Below are 20844 nucleotides of genomic sequence, written 5' to 3' on the forward strand. Positions count from 1 at the left end.
CCCATTCACCTCACACGGGACTCCTGCGGAAGGCCCCGGAGGTTGCGCCGGGGACGAACACGCCTCAAGTTCCGACGGGCCACTTGGAGACGGGTACCTTGGCAGTGGAGGTCCTGCTGTTCGATGTACTGGCGGACGATCTGCGGGCCGCTTGTCCTCCCACGGCGACGGCGGGTGCCGCCGAGTCGGCGTCGCCCGCGGGCTTCCCGGGACTACCGGCCGGGGTGGAGCCCGAGTGAGCCCGGTGTGGGCGCGCCCTGTACCTCGCCGAAGTAGAGGGTGAAGGTCTGCCTCCAGCGTTCTGCCTCGGCGCGGTCCGCCATGAAATGCGGGAATCCGTCGAGATGGGCGTTCGGGTATTCCCAGATCGGCTTGAGACCGCCCGCCGGTGTGACGTCGGTCCGCACGGACCAGCCGGTTGCGGACTGCTCCTGCACGGCCCGCGAGAGCTGCCAGTTGAGGTAGAGCTTGGCTGCGGCCGGGTGCTTGGCCCGGGCGAGGATCGCCGCCCGCTGCCCCCATGCCATGAACGGGTGGCCGTCTGGCACGGCCCACTGGACACCGGGTGCGACGGGTGCGGTCAACGAACCGGCGCCGCCGATACCGATCAGCTTCTGCTTGCCCGAGACCGAGAAGATCGGGGTGAAGCTACCCCGGGCGAACTCGACCTCCTGCGCGGCGAGTCGGCGCACCCAGTCCCAGCCGTAGGCCTCCGTGTAGAGCTTGTAGAGGTACAGGACCGCGTCGTCGTCGTTCGGGTAGGAGGAGGCGATGGCGCCCCGCCATCGCGAGTTGACCAGCTCCCGCGGTGTGGCAGGGCCACCGCTGCCGAGGGTCTGGTCGTACATGTAGCTGAAGGCGAAGACCCCGGTGCTCACCCAGGCACCGTCCGGGTCCCTGAACTGAGGGTACAGAGCCGAGAAGCCGGCCGGCTTGTACGACAGCAGTTCCCCCATGTCCTTCCAGCGGGGGAAGTCCTGCACGGTCTGCAGTTGCACCAGGTCGGGCACGAGTGTGTCCGTGGCGAACTGGTTGTCGACGCGTACCTCGTGGTACTTGCTGTAGTCGACGACCATGGTGAGCTTGAGGCCGGGGAACTGCGACAGGAACGCCTGCTTTGTCGCGTCCCACAGATCGGCGAGGTCGCCGCCGGCGTAGATGACGAGCTCGCCGCCCTCCTGTCTGGCGTCGGCATACAGCTCGTCGAGCGACTTCTTCTCCTCTCGCGGGTGGCTGCCCGGGCGGAACGCCGGGATCGCCTTGCCCGCGCTCGCCGCGGCGGCGCTGTCGGTGACCGTCGCGCCGAGCGCCGCCGCGCCGAGTGCGGCACCCGCGCCGCCGAGTATCCGCCGCCTGCTGAATGAGGTCATGGAACCGAGCCTTTCCTGCGCCACTGAATCCGCGCCTACGCGACTGGATCTTCATCTGCGCGGATGAAACTTCAAGTACCTGCCGACGACGCTACGGATATATACTTGAGGAGTTAAATACCCGGCACCGCCCGCCCGTTACCGGCGGGACTCTCGTATCGTCGGTGCGGTGGAACAGGTGCCGTGGTTGACCGAGCGTGAAGAGCGGGTGTGGCGGCTCTTCGCGGCCGTACTCTTCTTGCTGCCCGATGAGCTGGAGGCGCAGCTGCAGCGTGACGCCGATCTGACACAGTTCGGGTACGGGATCCTCTCCGCGCTGTCGGAGGCGCCGGATCGGGCCATGCGCATGACCGACCTGGCGTGCATGGCGCACGGCTCCCGCTCACGCCTGTCCCATCATGTGGCGAGCCTGGAGCGCCGGGGGTGGGTCCGTCGTGAGCGCGCCGCCGAGGACGGACGGGGCAACAACGCCGTACTGACCGACGCGGGTTATGCCAAGGTGGTGGCCGCCGCGCCGGGCCATGTGGCGGCGGTGCGCTCGGCGGTCTTCGACGCACTGGGCTCCCTCCAGCTCGACGAGCTGGAGGGGATCTGTACGGCACTCCTGCGGCCGGAGATCTGCAAGATACTCAAGGAGCGTCATCAAAATGATGACCCCCTGGATCTCCCGCAAGCCCAAGCCGGTCCTCATCATGAGGACGCCGAGGTGTCTGGTGAGACTCTGGCCGGCGAGGACGCCACGGCCCGCTTGGCCCGGATCTCCGCCGCCCGCAGCGGAATTGACTTCAGAGAACTGCAGCTCATCGACCAGGCCCGCGCCCAGGGGCAGACCTGGGAGCAGGTCGCCGCGGCGCTCGGTATGCCCGACCGTCGTCAGGCCCAGACCCGGTTCAGCCGCCTGCGCGAGCGGTGGCCCGCGTACGAACCGCTGTCTGTCGCATCGCGCCAGACCAAGCGTCAAAGGCGCGACGTTTCATAGCCCGCGAACGAGGCGCGCTCCTCGTCGACCCCGCTCCGCCGCCCAAGGCCGTGGCCGGACAGGGTCAGACTGCGTCGGTGTCGACGGGCAGGGCGTCGGCGATGGCCTCTGCGGTGCGGCGGACCTTCTCGCCATACGGTGCGAGGAGTTCAGGAGGCATGCGGCTCTTCGGGCACGAGATGGACAGCGAGGCGATCGGGCGGCCGTGTCCGGGGCGGATGGCGGCTCCGACAGAGACGACGCCTGCTTCGAACTCCTCCTGGCAGACGGAGTATCCGGCCTCGACGATGCCGCGGAGCTCGGTCCGTAGCCGGTGGGGATCGGTGATCGTGTGCGGGGTGACGGCGTGCAGGCCGCCGGTGAGGTACGCGTCCACCTCCTCCGGCGGCAGGGCGGCGAGGACGGCTTTGCCGTTCGACGTGGCGTGCAGTGGTCCCCGTGACCCGAGAGGTGCGACGGCCCGGACGGGCTGGGGGCTGTCAACGCGTTCGACGAGGACGACTTCCCGGCCGGCGGGAACCATCAGGTGCACCGTTTCGCCGACTTCGACGCCCAGTTCCCGCATCATGGGCAGCGCGGTGGGGCGCAGCCCGCCGCGGGCGCTGACGGCGCTGCCTACGACGAAGGCGCGGACACCGACCTGCCACCGGCCCGTGCTCGCCTGCTGTTCGATCCAGCCGGAATCCGCGAGGGTCGTCAGGCTGCGCTGCACGGTGGTCTTCGGCAGACCGAGGGCACGGGTCAGTGCGCTCAGCCCGACCGGCTGGTTGACCGCCACGGCCTCCAGTACCTGCAGCGCGGTGGTGACGCTCCGCATCGTCCTCCCCTCGTTTCCGGGTGTCTCGCTGGGCGACTCTCCCCGTGATGGTCCCACATCGGCCGGGCGGCGCACCGGAGGTGTCCCGCCCTGGACGGGGCCGCCGGACCCGTCCGTCGGACCGAGCGAAGCGCTCGTCGCGCACCCGACAGGTTCGGCTCTGTGGTCATTCGCGTTCGGCGTTCCGGCGCCCCGCGTGGTGGGCGGGCCCGACGAGGGCGACCCGGCTCCACGCGCAGGAGCGGAATGCGGCCGCGTCGCCGCGCCCGCCGGTCGGACGGCGGCGGACCTCTGCCATCCGTGCCGTCCCGGGTCCGTCGGGCTGGCGGCCCCGGAAAGCGGTGTGTCAGACGGCATCAGGCTCGCGGACCCGGGAACACCAGGTTCATTCGCTTGACGCTCCTGGAATCCCGTGCCTAACTTTGCCAATGGTCCTCCTGGCGGTTCAGTGGTCCGTAATGTGGACCGAAGCGGAGATGGAAGGGCACCATGACAGCGACAGCGGAGTCCGCCGGGCCCGGTTCGGCCTTCCTGCGGGGCGTGCGGATCCTTGATGTGACGGGGGCCCTGGCCGGCCCGTACTGCACGACCATCCTTTCCGACCTCGGCGCGGAGGTCCTCAAGATCGAACCGGTCACGGGTGACCGTATGCGCGCACGGCGGTTGGGCCCGGACCGCAGGCCGATCCCCTTCGATCTGACACATCGCGACAAGGGGAGTCTCGCGGTCGACATGAAGTCGCCCGCGGGTGCTGAGATCGTGCGGTCCCTGGCACGGCGCAGCGATGTCCTGGTGGAGAACTTCCGGGCCGGCGCGATGGCGCGGCTCGGGCTGGGCTACGAGGATCTGCGCCTCGACTGTCCCGACCTCGTCTACTGCTCCATCTCGGGCTTCGGACAGTTCGGGCCGATGCGGGACGCGAAGGGCATCGACCTGATCGCGCAGGCCTACAGCGGGCTGTTGTCGGTCACCGGGACCACGGACGGGCGGCTGGCCAAGGCGGGGTTCCCCGTGTCCGACGTGGGGACCGGCATGTGGGGCGCGATCGGGGTCCTGGCCGCCCTGCTGCGCGCACGCGCCGGCGGCGGCGGGGCGTACATCGACGTCGCGCTCGCGGACGCGGTGGCCGCCTGGTCGATGTGGGAGGTCGCCGACTATGTGGCGACCGGTGTGGAACCGGCCCCGCTGGGCACGGCACACCGCCTGGCCGCCCCCTATGAGGCGTTCACCTGCCAGGACGGCGCAACCCTCGTCCTCGGTGCGGTCGACCGGGCCTGGGAATCGCTCTGCACGGTCCTGGAACTCGATCTGCGCGGTGATCCACGCTTCGCGACGGAGTACGAGCGCTTCCTCCACCGGGCGCCACTGGCGGAGATCATTCAGGGACGCTTCGCCACGGCTCCCCGGGATCACTGGATGGGCGTGCTCCGCACCGCGGGGGTCCCCTGCGGTCCGGTCAACGGCATCGGCGACATCGTCACCGATGAACAGTTCGCCGTACGGGGCCTGTTCGTGCACGACGAGGACCGCTTCGCGCAGCCGACGATCGTGAACACCCCCATCGTCGCCGACGGGGCGCCGCGTGCCCGTGGCCGTGCGCCCGGAGTGGGCGCGGACACGGTCGCGGTTCTCACAGGGCTGGGATACGACGACGAGCGCATCGCCGCCCTGGCCGAGGCCGGGGTCGTCGGTGTGCCCAAGGCCGGCGAGGCCGTGATCGGCGGCGCTCGCGCGGGGACGGAGGCCGACACCTCGGCCGACCGCAGCGCCGAGGCGCGGAAATGAACCAGGAGGGCACCTTTATGACCACTGCGGCATGGACGGCACCGGTGGACTGGACGGACGGTCTCGGTCTTGCCCGGGTCCTGCACGGCGCCGGCCCCGTGGTCGCGCTGTGGCGGGACGGAGCGGCGAACGCGCGCCTGGCCCTGGTGGACGGCCAGGTGTTCGAGGACCTGCCCGCGCTGCTCGAAGCGGCCGGGGGCGATCTATCGGCCATCGAGGCGGGCGCCTTGATCGACGCGCCGGACCATCGGCTCCTGAGTCCGGTCGGCCGACCGGGCAAGGTCATCTGCATCGGCCAGAACTACCTCACGCACGTGCGCGAGGGCGGCCGTGACGCCGGACCGGCTCATCCCGACCTGTTCCCGAAGTGGCACACCTCGCTGGCGGCGCCCTTCGCCGACGTGGCGCTGCCCCCGGAGTCGGACCAGATCGACTACGAGAGCGAACTCGCCGTGGTCATCGGCACACGTGCGCGAAGGATCGCGCTCGACGACGCGGAGAGCGTCGTCTTCGGGTACACCGCGGCCAACGACGTCTCGGTCCGCGACTTCCAGTTCCACACGACGCAGCGGGTCGCGGGCAAGGCATGGGACGGTCTCACCCCCCTCGGTCCGGTCGTCGTGCCGGCCGCCAGGCTCGGCGGCGTACGGCCCGACCTCGCCATCAGGGGCACGCTCGACGGGGAGGTGCTCCAGGACGACCGTACTTCCCAACTCCTTTTCGGAGTACCGGAACTGCTGGCGTACATCACCACCGTGATGACTCTGGAGCCGGGCGATGTGATCCTTACCGGTACTCCTGCGGGGGTGGGGTTCGTGCGTGAGCCGAAGGTCCTGTTGCGTCATGGCTGCGAGTTCGAGGTGCGTATCGAGGGGATCGGCGCACTGCGCAACCGCTTCGTGGACGAGAAGACCGGATGACCGGCCGGACGACCGTCGCGGCCACCGCACCACGCATCCGTGCCGCGGTACGGGACGCCGTCGGCACCGTGGAGATCAGTAATCCGGGTCGGCACAACGCACTGTCCGTGGCGATGATGACCGAACTCGCCGTCGTGCTGCAGGCGATGGACGAGGACCCGGAGGTGCGCGTGGTCGTCCTGCGCGGCGCCGGTGAGCAGGCGTTCGTGTCCGGCGCGGACATCAGCGAGTTCCCCGGCCTGCGGGACGATGCCGCACGACGGGCGGCGGACGACGCGGCCACGACGCTCTTCACACGGCTGTCCGCGCTCTCCGTACCCGTCATCGCCCGTATCCACGGCTACTGTCTGGGCGCGGGCATGGCCCTCGCCCTGGGGGCGGACCTGCGCTGTGCGGACACCCGCAGCGTCCTGGCCATCCCGGCCGCCCGGCTGGGCGTCGGGTACCCCCTGGAGCAGACCGCCGCACTCGTCCAGACCGTGGGACCGGCCGCCGCGAGCGACCTGCTGTTCACCGGCCGCCGCGTCCCGGCCGCGGAGGCACACGCCATGGGGCTGGTGGACCGGCTCGCCGAACCCGGCGAACTGGGCGAGGCCGTCGACGAACTCGCCGCGACCATCGCGGCGAACGCACCTCTGTCGGTGCGCGCCGCCAAGGCGTCCGTACAGGCCGTCCGCCGCCTCGGCGAGGGCGACGAAGCGGCGGGCGGCGCCGCGCTCGGCCGCGCGATCGAGGCCGTCGCCCGCTGCCGCACCTCGCACGACCTCCAGGAAGGCGCCCTCGCCTTCCTGGAGAAGCGGTCCCCGCGCTTCGCGGGCCGCTGACACCCAACGGAAGACCGACGACGGGAGCACCCCGGCATGGGGACGTCACTGAAGGGCCGGACCATCGTGATGTCCGGCGGCAGCCGTGGCATCGGACTGGCCATCCTCACCGCCGCGGCCCGTGCGGGCGCCAACGCGGTGTTCCTGGCCAAGACCGACACACCCGACCCGAGACTGCCGGGCACCGTGCACACGGCGGTCGCCGCCATCGAGGCGGCGGGTGGATCCGCTGTCGCGGTGGTCGGCGACGTCCGCGAGGAGGCAGATGTCGAGCGCGCGGTCGCCACCGCGGTCGACCGGTTCGGAGGCGTCGACATCTGCGTCAACAACGCCAGCGCCCTCGACGTGCGGGGCACCGGGGAACTGCCTCTCAAGCGGTTCGACCTCATGCAGTCGATCAACAGCAGGGGCACGTTCCTGCTGACCAGGACCTGCCTGCCGTACCTGAAGCGGTCCGACCAGGCGCACATCCTGACCCTGTCGCCGCCGCTCAACCTCGCCCCGCGCTGGCTGGGCGCCCACCCCGGCTACACCGTCTCCAAGTACGGCATGACGCTGCTCACCCTCGGCTGGGCGTCCGAGTTCGCGGAGGAAGGCATCGCCGCCAACTGTCTCTGGCCACAGACCATGATCGCGACCGCCGCCGTCTCCAACGTCCTCGGCGGCGAGAACGCCGTCTCCCGGTCGAGGAGTCCCGAGATCATGGCGGACGCGGCCCTCGCCGTGTTCTCACGCCCGCCCCGCGAGCGGACCGGCGAGACCCTCATCGATGCCGACGTCCTGGCCGAAGCCGGCGTCAAGGATCTGGCGGGGTACGGCGGGGGAGAGCATCCGGAGCTCGACTTCTTCGTGGATCCGCCGCAGGCGGGGTGAACGCTCGGGGGTGCGGCCGGTGCTCCGGCCCCCGAGCGGTGGGGCAGGCATCATCGGCCCTGGTACGTCGCCTTGCCGGGGCCGTCGCGGAGGAACGAGGCGACCGCGTCGCACAGGTCGTCGGTGGCGAAGAGCGCGCCGGAGACCGCCGGTACGGCGTCGTCCGCGGCCCGCACACCGTCGCGGACCGCCGTCGCGACCAGTCGTTTGGTCGCCGCGTGGGCGCAGGTGGGGCCCGCGGCGACGCGCAGCGCGTACTCCCGTGCGGCCTCGGCGAACCCTGCGTCGGGGAGCACCCGGTTCACCACGTTCCAGCGCTCCAGGGTTGCCGCCGGATAGCGCTCCCCTGTGTAGACCAGCTCACGGGCTCTGGCCGGCCCGGCGCGCTCGGCCAGCCGCTGGGGCCCTCCCATCGAGGGTGTCAGTCCTACGACGATCTCCACCAGCCCGAACGACGCGGACTCGGCGGCCAGCAGGATGTCGCACCCCAGTGCGATCTCGAACGCCGCGGTGAGGGTCAGCCCGTGCGCGGCGAAGACCGTCGGAACCGGCAGTTCCTCCAACGCCTGGACGATTCGCAGCAGTCGTCCGAACAGGGAACCGGCGCGCTGCACCGCACCCGGGCTGTCCGCGATCGCGGCGAACGTCGCCACGTCGACGCCACCGGAGACGACTTTGCCCCGTGCCTCGACCAGCACCGCCCTGGCACGACCGAGGCGGGCCGGATCGGTGACGGCGGCAAGTTCGTCGACAACCTGCTCCCATGCGGTGAACACCGCTTCGTCGAAGAGGTTCAGCGGCGGACTGTCGAGCACGACGACCGCGAGGGCACCGTCGCCCTCGTACTCGATACGGACCGGTGATGTCATCGGAGTCGTCCCTTCGGAGCGGTCCATGGCGGGAGTGGTGGCGGCCGGGCCGGCACGTGTGAACGCCCGGGGCAGTTCGTAGAGCCGGGCGAGGGTGTGATCGGCAGCGGCGGCGGGACCGCGTACCTCCCCACGGACGGCGGCGCGGCAGGGCCGACCCGCCTGCTTCCTGTCGTACGCATGGGTGCGGCGGTCGCCGTGAACGTGAATCCGGATCGCCGGAGAGGTCCGCTATATGGACCGATTGACCGGCTAATGGTCCAACTGAAGCTAGGCCCGATCGGGCACGTGGTCAAGAGCCGAAGATCAAGTGCCTCATCGGAGGGTCACGGTCCATGAGGCGCACGCCCTGCCGAACTCGCCCGCCGCTCCGCTTGTCTGTCACGCCTGCTCCGGCCGAACAGCCGGCGAGGTTCCCCCGGACAGGTCCCCGTTGGGAGCGTCAGCCGGGCCGTACACCCGTGCCCGGTCCACTCCCGCCGAGGGATGCCAACCCAGTCGGCGGGAGACGGCGAGGCCCGTGGCGATGATCGCCGGCCTCACGGTCCGCAGATCGACCGAACCGGCGCTTACGACGACAGACAAGGCGGCGACGACCCTGCCCTCGGCGTCGAGGACACGGGTGGCCACCGAGTCGGCGCCGTGTGTCGTCTCCTGGCGGACGACGGCCACGCCGGTCTCGCGGCACTCGTCCAGCTGTTCCAGCAACCGCGCGGGATCGGTGACGGTGCGTTCGGTGTACGGGGGCAGACCTCGTGCGATGACCTGCTCGACCAGCTCGGGGTCGGCGTGGGCGAGCAGTACCTTGCCCACGCCGGAACAGTGCAGAGGCAGCCTTCCGCCGATCTTCGACATGACGTCCACCGCGTGGCCCGCCGACAGCCGTTCGACGAGCACCGCCTCGGTACCCTCCAGCACCGCGAGTTGCACGTGCTGGCGCAGCGCGGTGTGCAGGTCGTCCATGAACGGGAGCGCGGCCGTCCGCAGCGGGACGCTCAGTGGCGCCAGCGTGCCCAGCTGCCACAACCGGATGCCCACGGTGAACCTGCCGTCCGACGCCCGCTCCAGCACCCCCGCCTCGACGAGTTCCAGGGCCAGCCGTCGCACCGTCGCATGGGGCAGTCCGGTGTCCCTGGTCAGGTCGGCCAGGGACAGGCGTGACCGGCCGGGCCGGAACGCGAAGAGCACGTCGAGCAGCCGCGAACTCACACTGCGACCGGGCTGACCGGTACGCGGCATCAGCCCTCCACCGCCGGAGACAGCCGCCGAAATACTATGTCCATTCAATGGACAATAGCCCTTTCGGCGGTGCCAGGGCCTCGGCGAGGATCCGAGCGTCACCAGGACGCTCGCCCTCGAAGCAGAGGAGTGGAACCATGCCCATACATGTGCCCGGCCCGCGGATCGCCATCGTCGGGGGTGGCATCGGCGGTCTGGCCGCCGCGGCCTTCCTGCGCCGGGCGGGGCTGAGCGCCACCGTCCACGAGCAGGCGCCCGCACTCGGTGAGGTCGGCGCCGGACTCGTCGTGGCCCCCAACGCCGCACGGCTGCTGCGCCGGCTCGGCGTCATGGAACACTTCCTGCGCCGGGCCGTTCCACTGGACTGGGGCTGGGAGTTCCGCCGCTGGGCGGACGGCGGCGTGCTCTCGGTGGAGAAGCTCAGCGACGTGTGCGAGCGGCTCTACGGCGAGCGCACCTACGTCGTCCACCGGGCCGACCTGCTCGACACCGTCAAGTCGGCCGTACCCGGCGACTGGATCCGCCTGGGCGCCCGCTGCACCTCGGTCGACGAGAGCCCGCACGGCGTACTGCTGAACTTCGCCGACGGCAGCCGCAGCGAGGCGGACGTCGTCATCGGCGCCGACGGTGTGCACTCCGTCGTCCGGAGCATGGTCGCCGAGCCCGCGCCGCCGGAGTACTCCGGCATCTGCGCCTTCCGCACCACCGTGCCCGCCGACGCCGCACCCGGCTTCGCCCTGCGCCCCGCCCAGACCCTCTGGCTCGGTCCCGGACGGCACTTCGTGCACTATCCGATCAACGGCGGACAGGCCGTCAACGTCGTCGCCTTCGCCCCCGCGGGTGACTACACCGACGAGTCGTGGAGCGCGAAGGCCACGACCGAGGAGTTCCACGCCGAGTTCGCCGGCTGGGACCCGCGGGTCACGGACCTCATCGCCGCCGGCGGCGTCCCCGGCCGCTGGGCCCTGCTGGACCGGGCGCCGCTGCGGCACTGGAGCCGGGGCCGGGCCACCCTGCTCGGAGATGCCGCACATCCCATGTTCCCCTTCTTCGCCCAGGGCGCGGCCCAGGCCATCGAGGACGCCGCTGTGCTGGCGCGCTGCCTGGCCGGATCGGCGGACGATCCCGAGCAGGCGTTGAAGCGGTATGAGTCGGTGCGCGTGGAACGCACCACGCGCCTCCAGCAGATCAGTCACGCCCGCCGGGACATCAACCACCTGCCCGACGGCCCCGACCAGCAGGCCCGCGACACGGCACTGGCGGGTTCCGACCCGCTGGTGGGCAACGGCTGGATCTACGGCTACGACGCCGAGGAGGTGCCCGTCTCGTGACACCCGGCGGAACGGGGTGGGTCCGCCGAGCACGCTCGGCACAACTCGACGCGGAAGTCCATGCGTTGAAGACCCGGACGTCGTCAACCGGCCGAATTCCGGACAGGGCTGTTTCCGCGGTGCTCCCCGCCCACGATCGTGTTGCGCAGGATCCCGAGGCGCTCGACCTCGACCTCCACCACGTCACCGGGCCGAAGCAGCCAGGGCGGCGTGCGGGCGTATCCGACGCCCGACGGGGTGCCGGTGGCCAGCAGGTCTCCGGGTTGCAGTGTGATGGTGCGGGAGATGTGGGCCAGGGTCTCGCCCACATGATGGATCATCTGGCTGGTGGAGGCGTCCTGGACGGTCGTGCCGTTGACCCGGGTCCGCAGCCGCAGCCCGTCCCGCAGGTCACCCACCTCACCGGCGGGCACCATGGGGCCCAGCGGTCCGGATCGGTCGGCGTTCTTCCCGAGGATCCACTGCGAGGTCAGTTTCTGCGCCCGCCGTGCGGTCACGTCGTTGAACGTCGAGTAGCCGACCACCGCGTCGAGTGCCTCGGCGGGATCCGCGTCCACCAGCCTCCGGCCCACCCAGGCCACGATCTCGCCTTCCCAGTCCAGGCCGTCCTCGGTCAGAGGCACGGGGATGGCGGCCCCGCCGACCGTCAGCGACCGCGTCCACCGTGCGAACAACGTGGGGTGCTCGGGCAGTTGCCGGTCCCGGTAGGAGCCTTCGGCGACGTGTTCGAGGTAGTTCAGTCCCACGCACAGCATCTGTGCCTCCGGCAGCACCGGCGGTACCAGTCGCGCGTCTCCGGCGGGCACGCTCCCGTCGGTCGTCGGGCGGGCCAGCCAGGCTTCGGGGTCGGCCCAGAACTCCCGCAGCCCGGCCATCACGGTGAGCCTTCCGCCGTCGTGCGACAGACTCGCCACCCGCACCTCGTCGCCGCACGCCACTCCGACGATCCGCATCCGCACTCCCTGAGTTCGGAGACGGCACACCGCCGTCCCGGCCCTTCTAAAGATTATAACGTTTATGATTGAATGATGCCATGGTCACCGAGAGACGCACCCTGCTGGCCGGCCTCGGAGTTCCCGGCGGCACCCGGGCCGAACAACTTGCCGCGGCGCTTGAGGACCGCATGCGCGGTCTGAGCCCCGGTTCGCCGGTCGGCACCATCGAGGAGGTCCGGCGGGAGTCCGGGCTGGCCCGTGCCACGGTCAGCGAGGCCGTCCGGCTCCTGAGTGACCGCGGGGTCCTGGAGATCCGACCCGGCCGCGGCGGCGGACTGTTCGTGGCGGACCAGAGCCCGGTGGTCCGGCTGCGGCACACCCTGCTCAGCGTCACCGGCGAGCCCGGCACGGTCGCGGACGCCATCGAACTCCGGGACCGCCTGGAGGAGTTGATCGCCGTGGGAGCCGCCCGGTGCGCGGGCGTGGACGACATCCCGGCGCTGCGGGCCCGACTGGACGACATGGCGGCCGCGCCGGACTGGGACGCCTTCATGCGGGCCAACTGGGCACTCCATGAGCGCATCGCGCGGCTGTGCCCGAACGCGATGGCCCGCGCTGTCTACGTCGGCACGCTCGGGCACCTCACCTCGTCCACCGCGCGCACCGCCGACCGCGGCGCCGACGACCATCTCGCGAGGCGGCTGCGAGTCCACGCCGACCTGGTGGAGGCGATCGCCGCCGGGGACGAGGACGCCGTGCGTGCGGCCGTCGCGCGCCACAACCACACCGACTGACCGCAGGGGAGCCGCCATGTCGCCGGCCGAGTACCGCAAGTACCTCTACGCACCCGACTCTGCGCGACTGTCCTCGATCAGGGGCCAGGACGCTTACGAGTACCGTGAAACAGCCAGGGCGAATCCGTTCACCGGCGCACTGATCCACGGCTGGAAGCCCCTGCAGCTTGCCGAGTTCCGAGGAACGACCGAGGACGGCACGGTGCGGCCCGAGGTGCACACCTGGGAACCGGTCCGCCCCGGCGAGGAGGCTCCCGTCACCGAGATGGTCGCCGCGGCGCGGGACCTGCTGGCGGCGTTGGACGAGAGTGCCCGGGCCAGACTGCTCCACCCGGTGGACGGGGTCGAGTGGCAGACCTGGTCCAACCCGGAGTTCCTGCAGTTCGACACCGGCGTCCGCCTGGAGTTCCAGCCGCCCGAGGTCCGGCGCAGGGTCCTCGCCCTGGTCGAGGCGTCGCTGAGCCCCGAGGGCTTCCGCCTCGTACACGACATGATGCTGATCAACGGCTTCCTCGGTGAGGTGGTGGGCCTGGAGACGATCCTCAACGAGTTCAGCTACAACTTCGCGCTCTACGGTGACCCCGACCCCACGGCTCCGTGGGGCTGGCAGCTGTTCGGCCACCACTGCGCCGTGAACTGCCTGATCGTCGAGGGGCGGATGGTCGTCAGTCCGGTGTTCCTGGGTGCCGAGCCCAACGAGATCGACGACGGCCCCCGTGCCGGCACGGTCGCCTTCACCGACCGGATCCGCCTGGGCACGGACCTGATGGGTGCACTTCCGCAGGACCTGCGAGCCACCGCGACCGTGTACCGGCACATGGTCGATCCCGCCATGCCGCCCGGCCGCGTCCACCCCGGTGACGAACGGCACCTCGCCGGCGCCTTCCAGGACAACCGGGTGATCCCGTTCGAGGGCCTGCTGGCCGGGGACATGCCCGAACGGGCCCAGGAGATCCTCCTGGAGATCGCCGAGTCGTTCGTGTCCCTGCTGCCGGCGGGTCCGCGCGCGGCCCGGATGCGCGAGGTCCGCGGCCACCTCGACGAGACCTGGTTCGGCTGGATCGGCGGTCACGAGGCAGGAGACGTCTTCTACTACCGGCTCCAGTCGCCCGTCCTCATCGCCGAACTCGACCATCACTGCGGTGTCTTCCTCGACTACGACACCCCGAAGCCGTTCCACGTCCACACCGTGCTGCGCACTCCGCACGGCAACGACTACGGCCGCTCCTACGTGCGCGACTGGCAGACACGGAACGCCTGAGCGGAGACACCCGGCGCGTTCCCGCCATGTCGCCGACTTCGACAGGAACCCGCGGCATGATCGTCACGGCGCCTGCTGATGTTCTGTTCGCGCTGAGCCATGCGCAGTTCGGTATGCAACACTCCGGATCAGGCCATGCTGCGACGGTGACCGCCGCACGAGTGATGCGGGGCCGTGTTCGTCCTGATCACGCCGACCAGGAATCAAGGGGTGGGCCCAGATGACAGAGAGCCGCTCAGCCGGACACATCACCTCCTGGCTGCCGTGCCTTGCGGCCGGTGAGCGGTGCCCGCTCGGCCCGGACTATCCGGCCCCGCCTCCGAGCCCGGGAAACGGGCCGGGCCGATGACCGTCGAAGGGCGCTGGGTCCGGGAACTGCGACCGACCCGGACCGCCCTGCCCGGTCCCGCCTGCAGCTCCGAAATCTTTCAACCGGCCCTTGACCGGTTGGGCGAAGCGCCCGTGGCCTGGGCGGTCGAGCTCGCGCTCGAACTCAGCGAGAGGGCGAGCGAGGTGCTGCCGCTGGGCGGCCGGGACCGCGCGGTGCAGATGTTGCGACCCAGCTCGGAGTCGTTCGTCATCACCACGCTGCTCTCCGTGCTGTCCGGCGCGCCGGAGAAGTCGGGGAGAACACGCGAGATCGAGCAACAGGTGATCGACATGATCCCTCGTCGCGTGCCGCTGGAGCAGGTCCTGAGCGGGTTCCGCGCAGGGAACGAGCAGCTCGCGGACGCGTATCTCGGCGCATGCCGACGCATCGTCCCGCCGGACCAGCAGGCGGAGCAGCTGGAGCTGGTGTTCACGATCCTCTTCGAGTTCGCCAATTCGTTCCACGCCGCGATCACCGACTTCTACCTCGCGGAGGAGCGTCGATGGCTGGCGAGTACGAACGCGCGTCGGGACGAGATGGTGCGGTCGATTCTCGCGGGCGAGGAGATCTCCACCCAGACCGCGTCCCGGGTTCTCGCCTATGACCTGGAAGGCTCCTCGCATGTCGGCATGGTCTTCCGGCGGAGCGTAGCCGCTTCCGGGGATGCCGCTCCGCTGCGTGAGGTGGCCGTGTCGGCGTTGCGCGGCCTGGGGGCGACTGCGCATCTGGTGATGGTGGTCGACCGAACGGAGGTCTGGGCGTGGGCAGCTGTCACCAGCCTGTCCGCTCCGGTCGCGTCCGCCGTCACCGAGTGCCCCGATGTCCTCGTCGCGCTGGGGAGACGACACCCCGGCCTGCGGGGATTCGCGGACTCTCACGAAGAGGCGCAGGCCGCCGCACGTGTGGCCGAGTTGAGCACATACGCGGTCGGCTGTGGGCAGGTCGTGGACTACCACGACGTTCGCCTGGTGGCGCTCCTCACCGCCGAACCGGGCGACGCGCTGAGCTTCATGCATGACGAGCTCGGCAGACTGGGCGACGGCGGGGAGACGCCGCGCGTGCTGCGCGAGACCCTGCGGGCGTTCCTGGAGTGCAACTGCAGACCGCAGGACGCCGCGCGCACCCTGTTCGTGGCGAAGAACACGGTCATCTACCGCGTCAAGCGTGCGGAGGAGCTGCTCGGACACGCCGTCAGGACCCGGCAGCTCGAACTGGGCGTCGCCCTGCGGCTCGCGGCCGTCATCGGCCCGGACGCCGGCCCCGATGCGCCGACCGCGTAGCCGGTCGCCTCGCGAGGTGTTGGTCCGCCGGCGCAGTCGGCGCCGGACGATTTGGTGAGATCGGGCAAGCGCTCAGGTCGGCATGCCGGGTTCCATGAACACATCGTTTCGTCGATGTTGACTGGAGACGCCGCCGATGTCTGAAATCACCGATCGTGGTCACATGCGACATCACGTCGCGTTGATCGACGAAGCCTCTCTTGAACCCGGCCTGTCGGCAGACGGCTTCCGAAAGGCGTTCCGCCATCACGCAGGCGGGGTGGCGGTCGTGACCGCCGACGCCGGCCGAGGCCCGGTCGCGCTGACCGCGACGTCGGTGATATCGGTGAGCGCGACGCCGCCTCTGCTCGTCTTCTCGGTGTCGGCCCTCTCCTCGGCCACACCGACCATCCTGGAGTCGTCCTCCGTGGTTGTGCACCTGCTGGGGGCCGACCAGGTCGACCTCGCGCGGCTGTGCGCGACGAGCGGAGCGGACCGCTTCGCCGACACCGGTGCCTGGGCCCGGCTGGCCACCGGCGAGCCGTACTTCGTCGCCGCCCCGGTGTGCATCCGCGGCGGCATCGCGGCCACCTTCGCGGCCGGAGCCTCGACCCTCGTCGTCGTCAACGCCACCCACGCGCACCACGCGCCGGCGGATGCCGCCCCGCGCGACGCCTCGCGTCCGCTGATCTACCACAACCGGACCTGGCATCAGCTGAGCGAGCTGTCCGAGTTGGTCTCGGGCGCGCGTTAGCGCGACCGCACCCAGACGCGCTCCCGCCGTCCGGCCGGAGCCGAAGACAGGCAGAAACCTGCCCAGGAATGGAGCCCCATCATGACGGTTCACGCGGTCAGCGCCACACAAGCGGCGGCCGACGCTGCAAGCACACGCGAGAAACTGGTGCACACCGCACATGACCTGATCCCCCTTCTGCGGGAGAACGCGGAACGCACGGAGAACGGTCGTCGCCTCACGCAGGAGGTGACCGACGCGGTGCGGTCCGCCGGCCTCTTCCAGGCCTGTACGCCGCGTGCGTCCGGCGGGTCCGGCGGCGGTGTCCGCACACTCGTCGAGGTCTCCGCCGAACTCGCCCGTGGTGACGGGTCCGTTGGATGGGTCGCGTTCATCGCGAACACCACCGCCTTCGGCATGGGGATGTTCCCCGAGGAGGTGCGGGCCGCCGTCTACAAGGATCCCCACAACGTGACGATCAGCCAGTTCACACCGGGAGGACCGGGGACCGAGGTGGACGGCGGTTACCGGCTCGACGTCAGGTGGCCGTTCGCGTCGGGCAGTCACCAGGCGCAGTGGACGCTGAGCGCCTTCGCCGTGGTGGACGACACCGGGCAGGTGCGGGAGATCCGCTACGCCCTCGTGCCCGCGGCCGATCTCACGATCGAGGACACCTGGTACGTCGCGGGGATGGCCGGGACCGGGAGCAACACGTACGTCGCGAAGGACCTGTTCGTGCCGTACGAGTTCACACTCGACCAGGACGTCTTCATGGGCAGGAAGTTCACGTCGTGGCTCCCGGCGGAGCCCGGGTACAGGGCTTCGCTCGCCACCAGCGCCTGCCTGGGCATCGTCGGACCGATCATGGGCATGGCCGAAGCGGCCTGGGACCTGACGTTGGCCTCGATGAAATCCGGCCGCCCGATCACAGCCGGGTACACAGACATCCGCCGGGCTCCCAGCTACCGCCTCGCTCTGGCGGACGCGCGAGCGGCGATCGACACGGGACGCTTCCATCTGCTGCGGGCCGCCGACGCCGTCGATACCGCCGCCCACGAGGGCCGGGTCCTCGAAGCCGGCGAGCGGGCGCTGCTGCGCGGTGACGCCGCCGTCGCGACACGCAGCTTCCGCAACGCCGTCGACCTCCTCCTCGACATCGGGGGAACCCGCAGCTTCGCGCTGTCCAACCCGCTCCAGCGGGTATGGCGCGACATCGAGGTCGCCAGCCGCCACGGCCTGAACAACGTCCTCCTGAACCGGGAGGAGTACGCACTCAGCCTGCTCGGGATGGACCAGGAATTCCCCGATTACCTCTGATCCTCCGAACCGCGGGTTTCCTCCGGCGAAGCCTCGGATCACCGTCGCGAGCACGCGGGCGCGTCGGACGCCTTTGCGCTCGCGTTGCCGGGGTGCGCCCTCGGCCACGAACCGGCCGGCCTCGTCGGCCACGGCATCGTCCTTGCGCGCACCCGGCCGCACAGATGATCAGGCAGGTGGTGCCGCCCGCGGAGAGTTCGACGCCGAATGACGTCATGACCGGCTCCGCGACGGCGGTGCCCGCCGAACTCGTCCTGGTGGTCGAGGTTCAGCGCCCGCTCTGCGGTCGGGCTCAGCCGCTGTCAACCGCCAGCGCGGTGTCCTCGCGCAGTACGTCGGCGACGGTGGTGCGGGCGAGTTCGCTCAGCAAGGCGCGGCGCGCCCGCCGGTCCAGCGCGAGGAGGCTGCGGTGTACGCGTCGGCCCGCGGGGCAGTCGGGTTGTGGGACGTGCATGCCCAGGACCGGGTCCTCGCCGTTGAGCGCCAGCCAGACCATGGCCAGGTCGATCCGCTCGGCGTCGTGTTCGAGCATCCAGCCGCCGCGCGGTCCGGGCTGCGAGCGGACCAGCCCGGCCGTGCGCAACTGGCCGAGGATACGGCGCGCGTGCGCGGCGTTGGTCGCGGGGCTGACGGCGAGGGACTGCGAGTCCCGCCATTCGCCGGGACTTCCGGCCAGCAGGGTGAGCAGGTGCACGCCGACCGCGAACTGGGTGTTCGTGGGCTGTGCCATGAGTTCATGGTACGGCCTGCGCGGGAAACCGTACCTGTTGCTGTTACAGTTAAATTCGTAAGCGCCGTGGTTTCGAATTGGCCAGCGCTAGAGCACAGCACAGCGACACATACCTTAGGGAGATCCCCATGGCGACCATCACCGTCTTCGGCGCGACCGGCTACGCCGGCGGCCACATCACCGACGAGGCCCTGCGCCGCGGCCACGAGGTCATCGCGGTCAACCGCACCGGCTCCGCTGAGACCCGCCCCGGGGTCACCCCGGTCGCCGGGTCCCTCGACGACGAGGCCCTGGTGCGCGACCTGGCGGCCAAGTCCGACGTGCTGGTCGTCGCGGTCCGCGGCAGCGTGGACGGCGAGCCGTTCCTGCTCCCGCTCGTCCCCTCGCTCCTGACGGCGGCGGCCGAGGGCGGTGCCCGGATCGGCGTGGTGGGCGGTGCGGGCAGCCTGCACGCCACCGAGGGCGGCCCGCGGCTGATCGACTCCCCTGATTTCCCGGAGGCCTACAAGGCCGAGGCGAGCTCGCACGCGCAGGCCCTGGAGGCGCTGCGGGCCGCGGACACGGACGCGCACTGGTTCTACGTCAGCCCGGCCGCCGAGTTCGGCGCCTGGGTTCCCGGCGAGCGCACCGGCGCCTTCCGCGTCGGCGGCGACGTGCTGCTCTCCGACGCCGAGGGCAGGTCCTTCATCTCCGGCGCCGACTACGCCATCGCCTTCGTCGACGAGATCGACAAGCCCACCCACCGCCAGGCCCGCTTGAGCGTCGCCTACTGACCCGACCGCCCTGGCAACCCGGCGTCGTCCGCGTACCGTTCGTCTTCCGCGATACGGCCTACGACGCCGTCAGGAGGGTACCCGGCCCGGCTCGGCGCGAGGGGCTGGTCGTACGCTGGGATCGGACGTCGTACAACGCCCCCACCAGCCCTCGCCTGTGGATACGACCACGAGGTGGGTCACCGCAGACCGTCGCCGAACGTCTGCCGACGCCAGAGCCACGCGAACCCGCCAGTACACCTCCTTGAGCCGTGAGTCCCACCGGCCTATGGCGTCATCGCCCGATTCCGCGATGGCGCCATACCCGTTGCACCGGACGTGCCAGGGACGCCGGCACCGGCAGGGCGCCGTCTTCCGGCGGGGGAGTGCCGTAACCCGGACGGTGGTCGAACGCCGTGACCACGGCAGCCGCGTTGCCGGCGCCCCTCCTGCCGTGACCGCTCTACTTCGCGATACGGGCTATGCCGACGTACGTTCGCCGCCGTGCCCGAGGTCCTTGCGCTCACCGCGGTCCTGGCCTTCGGATCCGGCAAGTGTCTCGGAGGGTACGACTCCGAAGCGCCGGCGATACGCGGCGGAGAACCGGCTCAGGTGGGTGAAGCCCCACCGCCCGGCCGCTTCGGTGACTCCCGTGGTGCCTGCCAGGAGTTCGGTGCGGACACGCTCCAGGCGGACGTTGCGCAGATACGTCATCGGGGTCACGCCCACATGCTCCCTGAAACCCTCCTGGAGGCGGCGGGCGCTGACGCCCGCCGCCTGGGCCAGGTCCCCGACGGTGAACGGGGTCTCGGGGTGGGTGTCGATGAGGTCGACGGCCTTGCGTACCGTCCGCGGATAGGCGGGCAACTGCGGACGCAGCAGCTCTTCCGTGTAGTTGTGCGGCTGGGCCAGCAACAGGCCGCTCACCAGCAGGCGTTCGAAGTGCTGCCGGACCGGATGCCGGCCGATGAGCCCGTCGGCGCTGTCGGACTCGGCCAGCAGCAGGTCGAGGGTGTTGCGCCAACTGCGGCCCGGCGCGGTCGTCATGTCGAAACCGAACGCGAACTCCAGCGGAGCCTGCAGCGGATGGCCCAGAAGTGCCTGGAGCTCGGCCTCGACGAGGCTCCGGTCGATCTTGATGCCCAGATGCCTCGCGTCGTTGCCGCAGCTCAGCAGCCGGTGCTGCTGTGTGGGTGTGAAGACCATGGCCTCGCCTGCGGTGGCCACCATCTCCTGGCGGCCGGTGGCCGCCTCGATGGAGCCTCTCAGGACGACGTTGACGTGGTAGTGCGACGGCGTCCGTCCGGGATCGACGCGCGTGCGCTGGCCGAAGGTCATCATGCCGATGGTGACGTGCTCCGTGCGGGTGCCCCGGAGCTCCCCGCCGGAGCCGTCGGAGCCCGACAGCGGGGTGACGTCCGCCGGATAGAACAGGTCGTTGAGGCGTTCGCGGAAGTCCTCGAAGCCTGAATCGCGGCACAGCACGTGGCTCGCCAAGAGGGAGCGGCCCATAGTCCATTGTTATCTCCGACGTGCTCGGCCAACAAGTGGGGGAACGGCGGATTCCGGCAGGAAATACCAGGTCATCGGGTGGCTGAGAGCATTGTCACAAGGGCTGTGGGGGAGAGCCCTCCGGTCTTTCAAGCGCCCGTACCGCCAGGCCGTTCGGAACTCGTCGCGCGATTC

The 20844-nt window shown here is 70.5% G+C and carries 19 protein-coding genes; 12 read left to right on the forward strand and 7 right to left on the reverse strand.

Translation table 11 applies throughout. From position 1 onward, the window contains the following. Positions 1 to 212: 212 nt before the first annotated feature. On the reverse strand, positions 213 to 1370 hold the full coding sequence (locus tag ACFWPS_RS50575) for an ABC transporter substrate-binding protein (RefSeq protein ID WP_383720319.1): 1158 nt from the start codon (positions 1368 to 1370) through the stop codon (positions 213 to 215). 169 nt (positions 1371 to 1539) lie between these two features. Between ACFWPS_RS50575 and ACFWPS_RS50580 the strand changes: the two genes are divergently transcribed. Continuing rightward, complete coding sequence (locus ACFWPS_RS50580; protein WP_383720322.1) at positions 1540 to 2349, forward strand: MarR family winged helix-turn-helix transcriptional regulator; 810 nt, start codon at positions 1540 to 1542, stop codon at positions 2347 to 2349. Positions 2350 to 2413: 64 nt separating this feature from the next. Here ACFWPS_RS50580 and ACFWPS_RS50585 read toward each other — a convergent pair whose 3' ends face one another. After that, the gene (locus tag ACFWPS_RS50585; RefSeq protein ID WP_383720324.1) at positions 2414 to 3166 is read right to left on the reverse strand and encodes an IclR family transcriptional regulator; all 753 of its coding nucleotides are present in this window, start codon (positions 3164 to 3166) and stop codon (positions 2414 to 2416) included. Positions 3167 to 3655: 489 nt separating this feature from the next. On the opposite strand from ACFWPS_RS50585, the gene ACFWPS_RS50590 reads away from it, so the two are divergent. The 4 genes from ACFWPS_RS50590 to ACFWPS_RS50605 are packed head-to-tail and all read left to right on the forward strand — an operon-like array spanning position 3656 to position 7568. Beyond that, on the forward strand, positions 3656 to 4951 hold the full coding sequence (locus ACFWPS_RS50590) for a CaiB/BaiF CoA transferase family protein (protein ID WP_383720327.1): 1296 nt from the start codon (positions 3656 to 3658) through the stop codon (positions 4949 to 4951). Between the two features lie 17 nt (positions 4952 to 4968). Continuing rightward, complete coding sequence (locus ACFWPS_RS50595) at positions 4969 to 5871, forward strand: fumarylacetoacetate hydrolase family protein (protein WP_383720330.1); 903 nt, start codon at positions 4969 to 4971, stop codon at positions 5869 to 5871. Continuing rightward, on the forward strand, positions 5868 to 6695 hold the full coding sequence (locus ACFWPS_RS50600) for an enoyl-CoA hydratase-related protein (protein WP_383720333.1): 828 nt from the start codon (positions 5868 to 5870) through the stop codon (positions 6693 to 6695). The genes ACFWPS_RS50595 and ACFWPS_RS50600 overlap by 4 nt, the downstream gene beginning before the upstream one ends. Before the next feature lie 36 nt (positions 6696 to 6731). Continuing rightward, entirely contained in the window at positions 6732 to 7568 is an 837-nt protein-coding gene (locus ACFWPS_RS50605) for an SDR family oxidoreductase (protein ID WP_383720335.1), read from the forward strand. A 50-nt stretch (positions 7569 to 7618) separates the two neighbouring features. Here the strand turns inward: ACFWPS_RS50605 and ACFWPS_RS50610 are convergent, their stop codons facing one another. Together ACFWPS_RS50610 and ACFWPS_RS50615 are read right to left on the reverse strand one after the other, a co-directional pair. Further along, positions 7619 to 8437 (reverse strand): enoyl-CoA hydratase/isomerase family protein, encoded by an 819-nt coding sequence (locus ACFWPS_RS50610; protein ID WP_383720338.1) that lies wholly within the window; start codon positions 8435 to 8437, stop codon positions 7619 to 7621. Positions 8438 to 8818: 381 nt separating this feature from the next. Beyond that, positions 8819 to 9676, reverse strand: a complete 858-nt coding sequence (locus ACFWPS_RS50615; RefSeq protein WP_383720341.1) for an IclR family transcriptional regulator — start codon at positions 9674 to 9676, stop codon at positions 8819 to 8821. Positions 9677 to 9813: 137 nt separating this feature from the next. On the opposite strand from ACFWPS_RS50615, the gene ACFWPS_RS50620 reads away from it, so the two are divergent. Then, complete coding sequence (locus ACFWPS_RS50620; RefSeq protein ID WP_383720344.1) at positions 9814 to 11007, forward strand: FAD-dependent monooxygenase; 1194 nt, start codon at positions 9814 to 9816, stop codon at positions 11005 to 11007. Positions 11008 to 11090: 83 nt separating this feature from the next. On the opposite strand, the gene ACFWPS_RS50625 is transcribed toward ACFWPS_RS50620, so the two are convergent. Then, positions 11091 to 11960 (reverse strand): fumarylacetoacetate hydrolase family protein, encoded by an 870-nt coding sequence (locus ACFWPS_RS50625; protein WP_383720347.1) that lies wholly within the window; start codon positions 11958 to 11960, stop codon positions 11091 to 11093. A gap of 80 nt (positions 11961 to 12040) precedes the next feature. On the opposite strand from ACFWPS_RS50625, the gene ACFWPS_RS50630 reads away from it, so the two are divergent. The 5 genes from ACFWPS_RS50630 to ACFWPS_RS50650 all read left to right on the forward strand — a co-directional run bounded on the left by ACFWPS_RS50630 (position 12041) and on the right by ACFWPS_RS50650 (position 17676). Further along, positions 12041 to 12736 (forward strand): FadR/GntR family transcriptional regulator, encoded by a 696-nt coding sequence (locus tag ACFWPS_RS50630; protein WP_383720348.1) that lies wholly within the window; start codon positions 12041 to 12043, stop codon positions 12734 to 12736. Positions 12737 to 12752: 16 nt separating this feature from the next. After that, positions 12753 to 13997 carry a DUF3500 domain-containing protein gene (locus tag ACFWPS_RS50635; protein ID WP_383720351.1) on the forward strand — a complete coding sequence of 415 codons (1245 nt, stop codon included), beginning with the start codon at positions 12753 to 12755 and terminating at the stop codon, positions 13995 to 13997. A 447-nt stretch (positions 13998 to 14444) separates the two neighbouring features. Beyond that, positions 14445 to 15647, forward strand: coding sequence for a PucR family transcriptional regulator (locus ACFWPS_RS50640; RefSeq protein ID WP_383720354.1), 1203 nt, complete (start codon positions 14445 to 14447; stop codon positions 15645 to 15647). Between the two features lie 163 nt (positions 15648 to 15810). After that, positions 15811 to 16380: a flavin reductase family protein gene (locus ACFWPS_RS50645; protein WP_383720357.1), complete on the forward strand. Its 570-nt coding sequence runs from the start codon at positions 15811 to 15813 to the stop codon at positions 16378 to 16380. 81 nt (positions 16381 to 16461) lie between these two features. After that, a complete protein-coding gene (locus ACFWPS_RS50650) occupies positions 16462 to 17676 on the forward strand; it encodes an acyl-CoA dehydrogenase family protein (RefSeq protein ID WP_383720360.1) in 1215 nt (404 codons plus the stop codon). A 292-nt stretch (positions 17677 to 17968) separates the two neighbouring features. On the opposite strand, the gene ACFWPS_RS50655 is transcribed toward ACFWPS_RS50650, so the two are convergent. Next, positions 17969 to 18406: an Rrf2 family transcriptional regulator gene (locus ACFWPS_RS50655; protein WP_383720362.1), complete on the reverse strand. Its 438-nt coding sequence runs from the start codon at positions 18404 to 18406 to the stop codon at positions 17969 to 17971. A 128-nt stretch (positions 18407 to 18534) separates the two neighbouring features. On the opposite strand from ACFWPS_RS50655, the gene ACFWPS_RS50660 reads away from it, so the two are divergent. Then, on the forward strand, positions 18535 to 19179 hold the full coding sequence (locus ACFWPS_RS50660) for an NAD(P)-dependent oxidoreductase (RefSeq protein WP_383720365.1): 645 nt from the start codon (positions 18535 to 18537) through the stop codon (positions 19177 to 19179). A gap of 459 nt (positions 19180 to 19638) precedes the next feature. Here the strand turns inward: ACFWPS_RS50660 and ACFWPS_RS50665 are convergent, their stop codons facing one another. Continuing rightward, positions 19639 to 20670 (reverse strand): AraC family transcriptional regulator, encoded by a 1032-nt coding sequence (locus ACFWPS_RS50665; protein ID WP_383720367.1) that lies wholly within the window; start codon positions 20668 to 20670, stop codon positions 19639 to 19641. Positions 20671 to 20844: the final 174 nt, after the last annotated feature.

This window comes from Streptomyces sp. NPDC058457, assembly GCF_042720695.1.
In the GTDB taxonomy this organism is placed as follows: Bacteria; Actinomycetota; Actinomycetes; order Streptomycetales; family Streptomycetaceae; genus Streptomyces.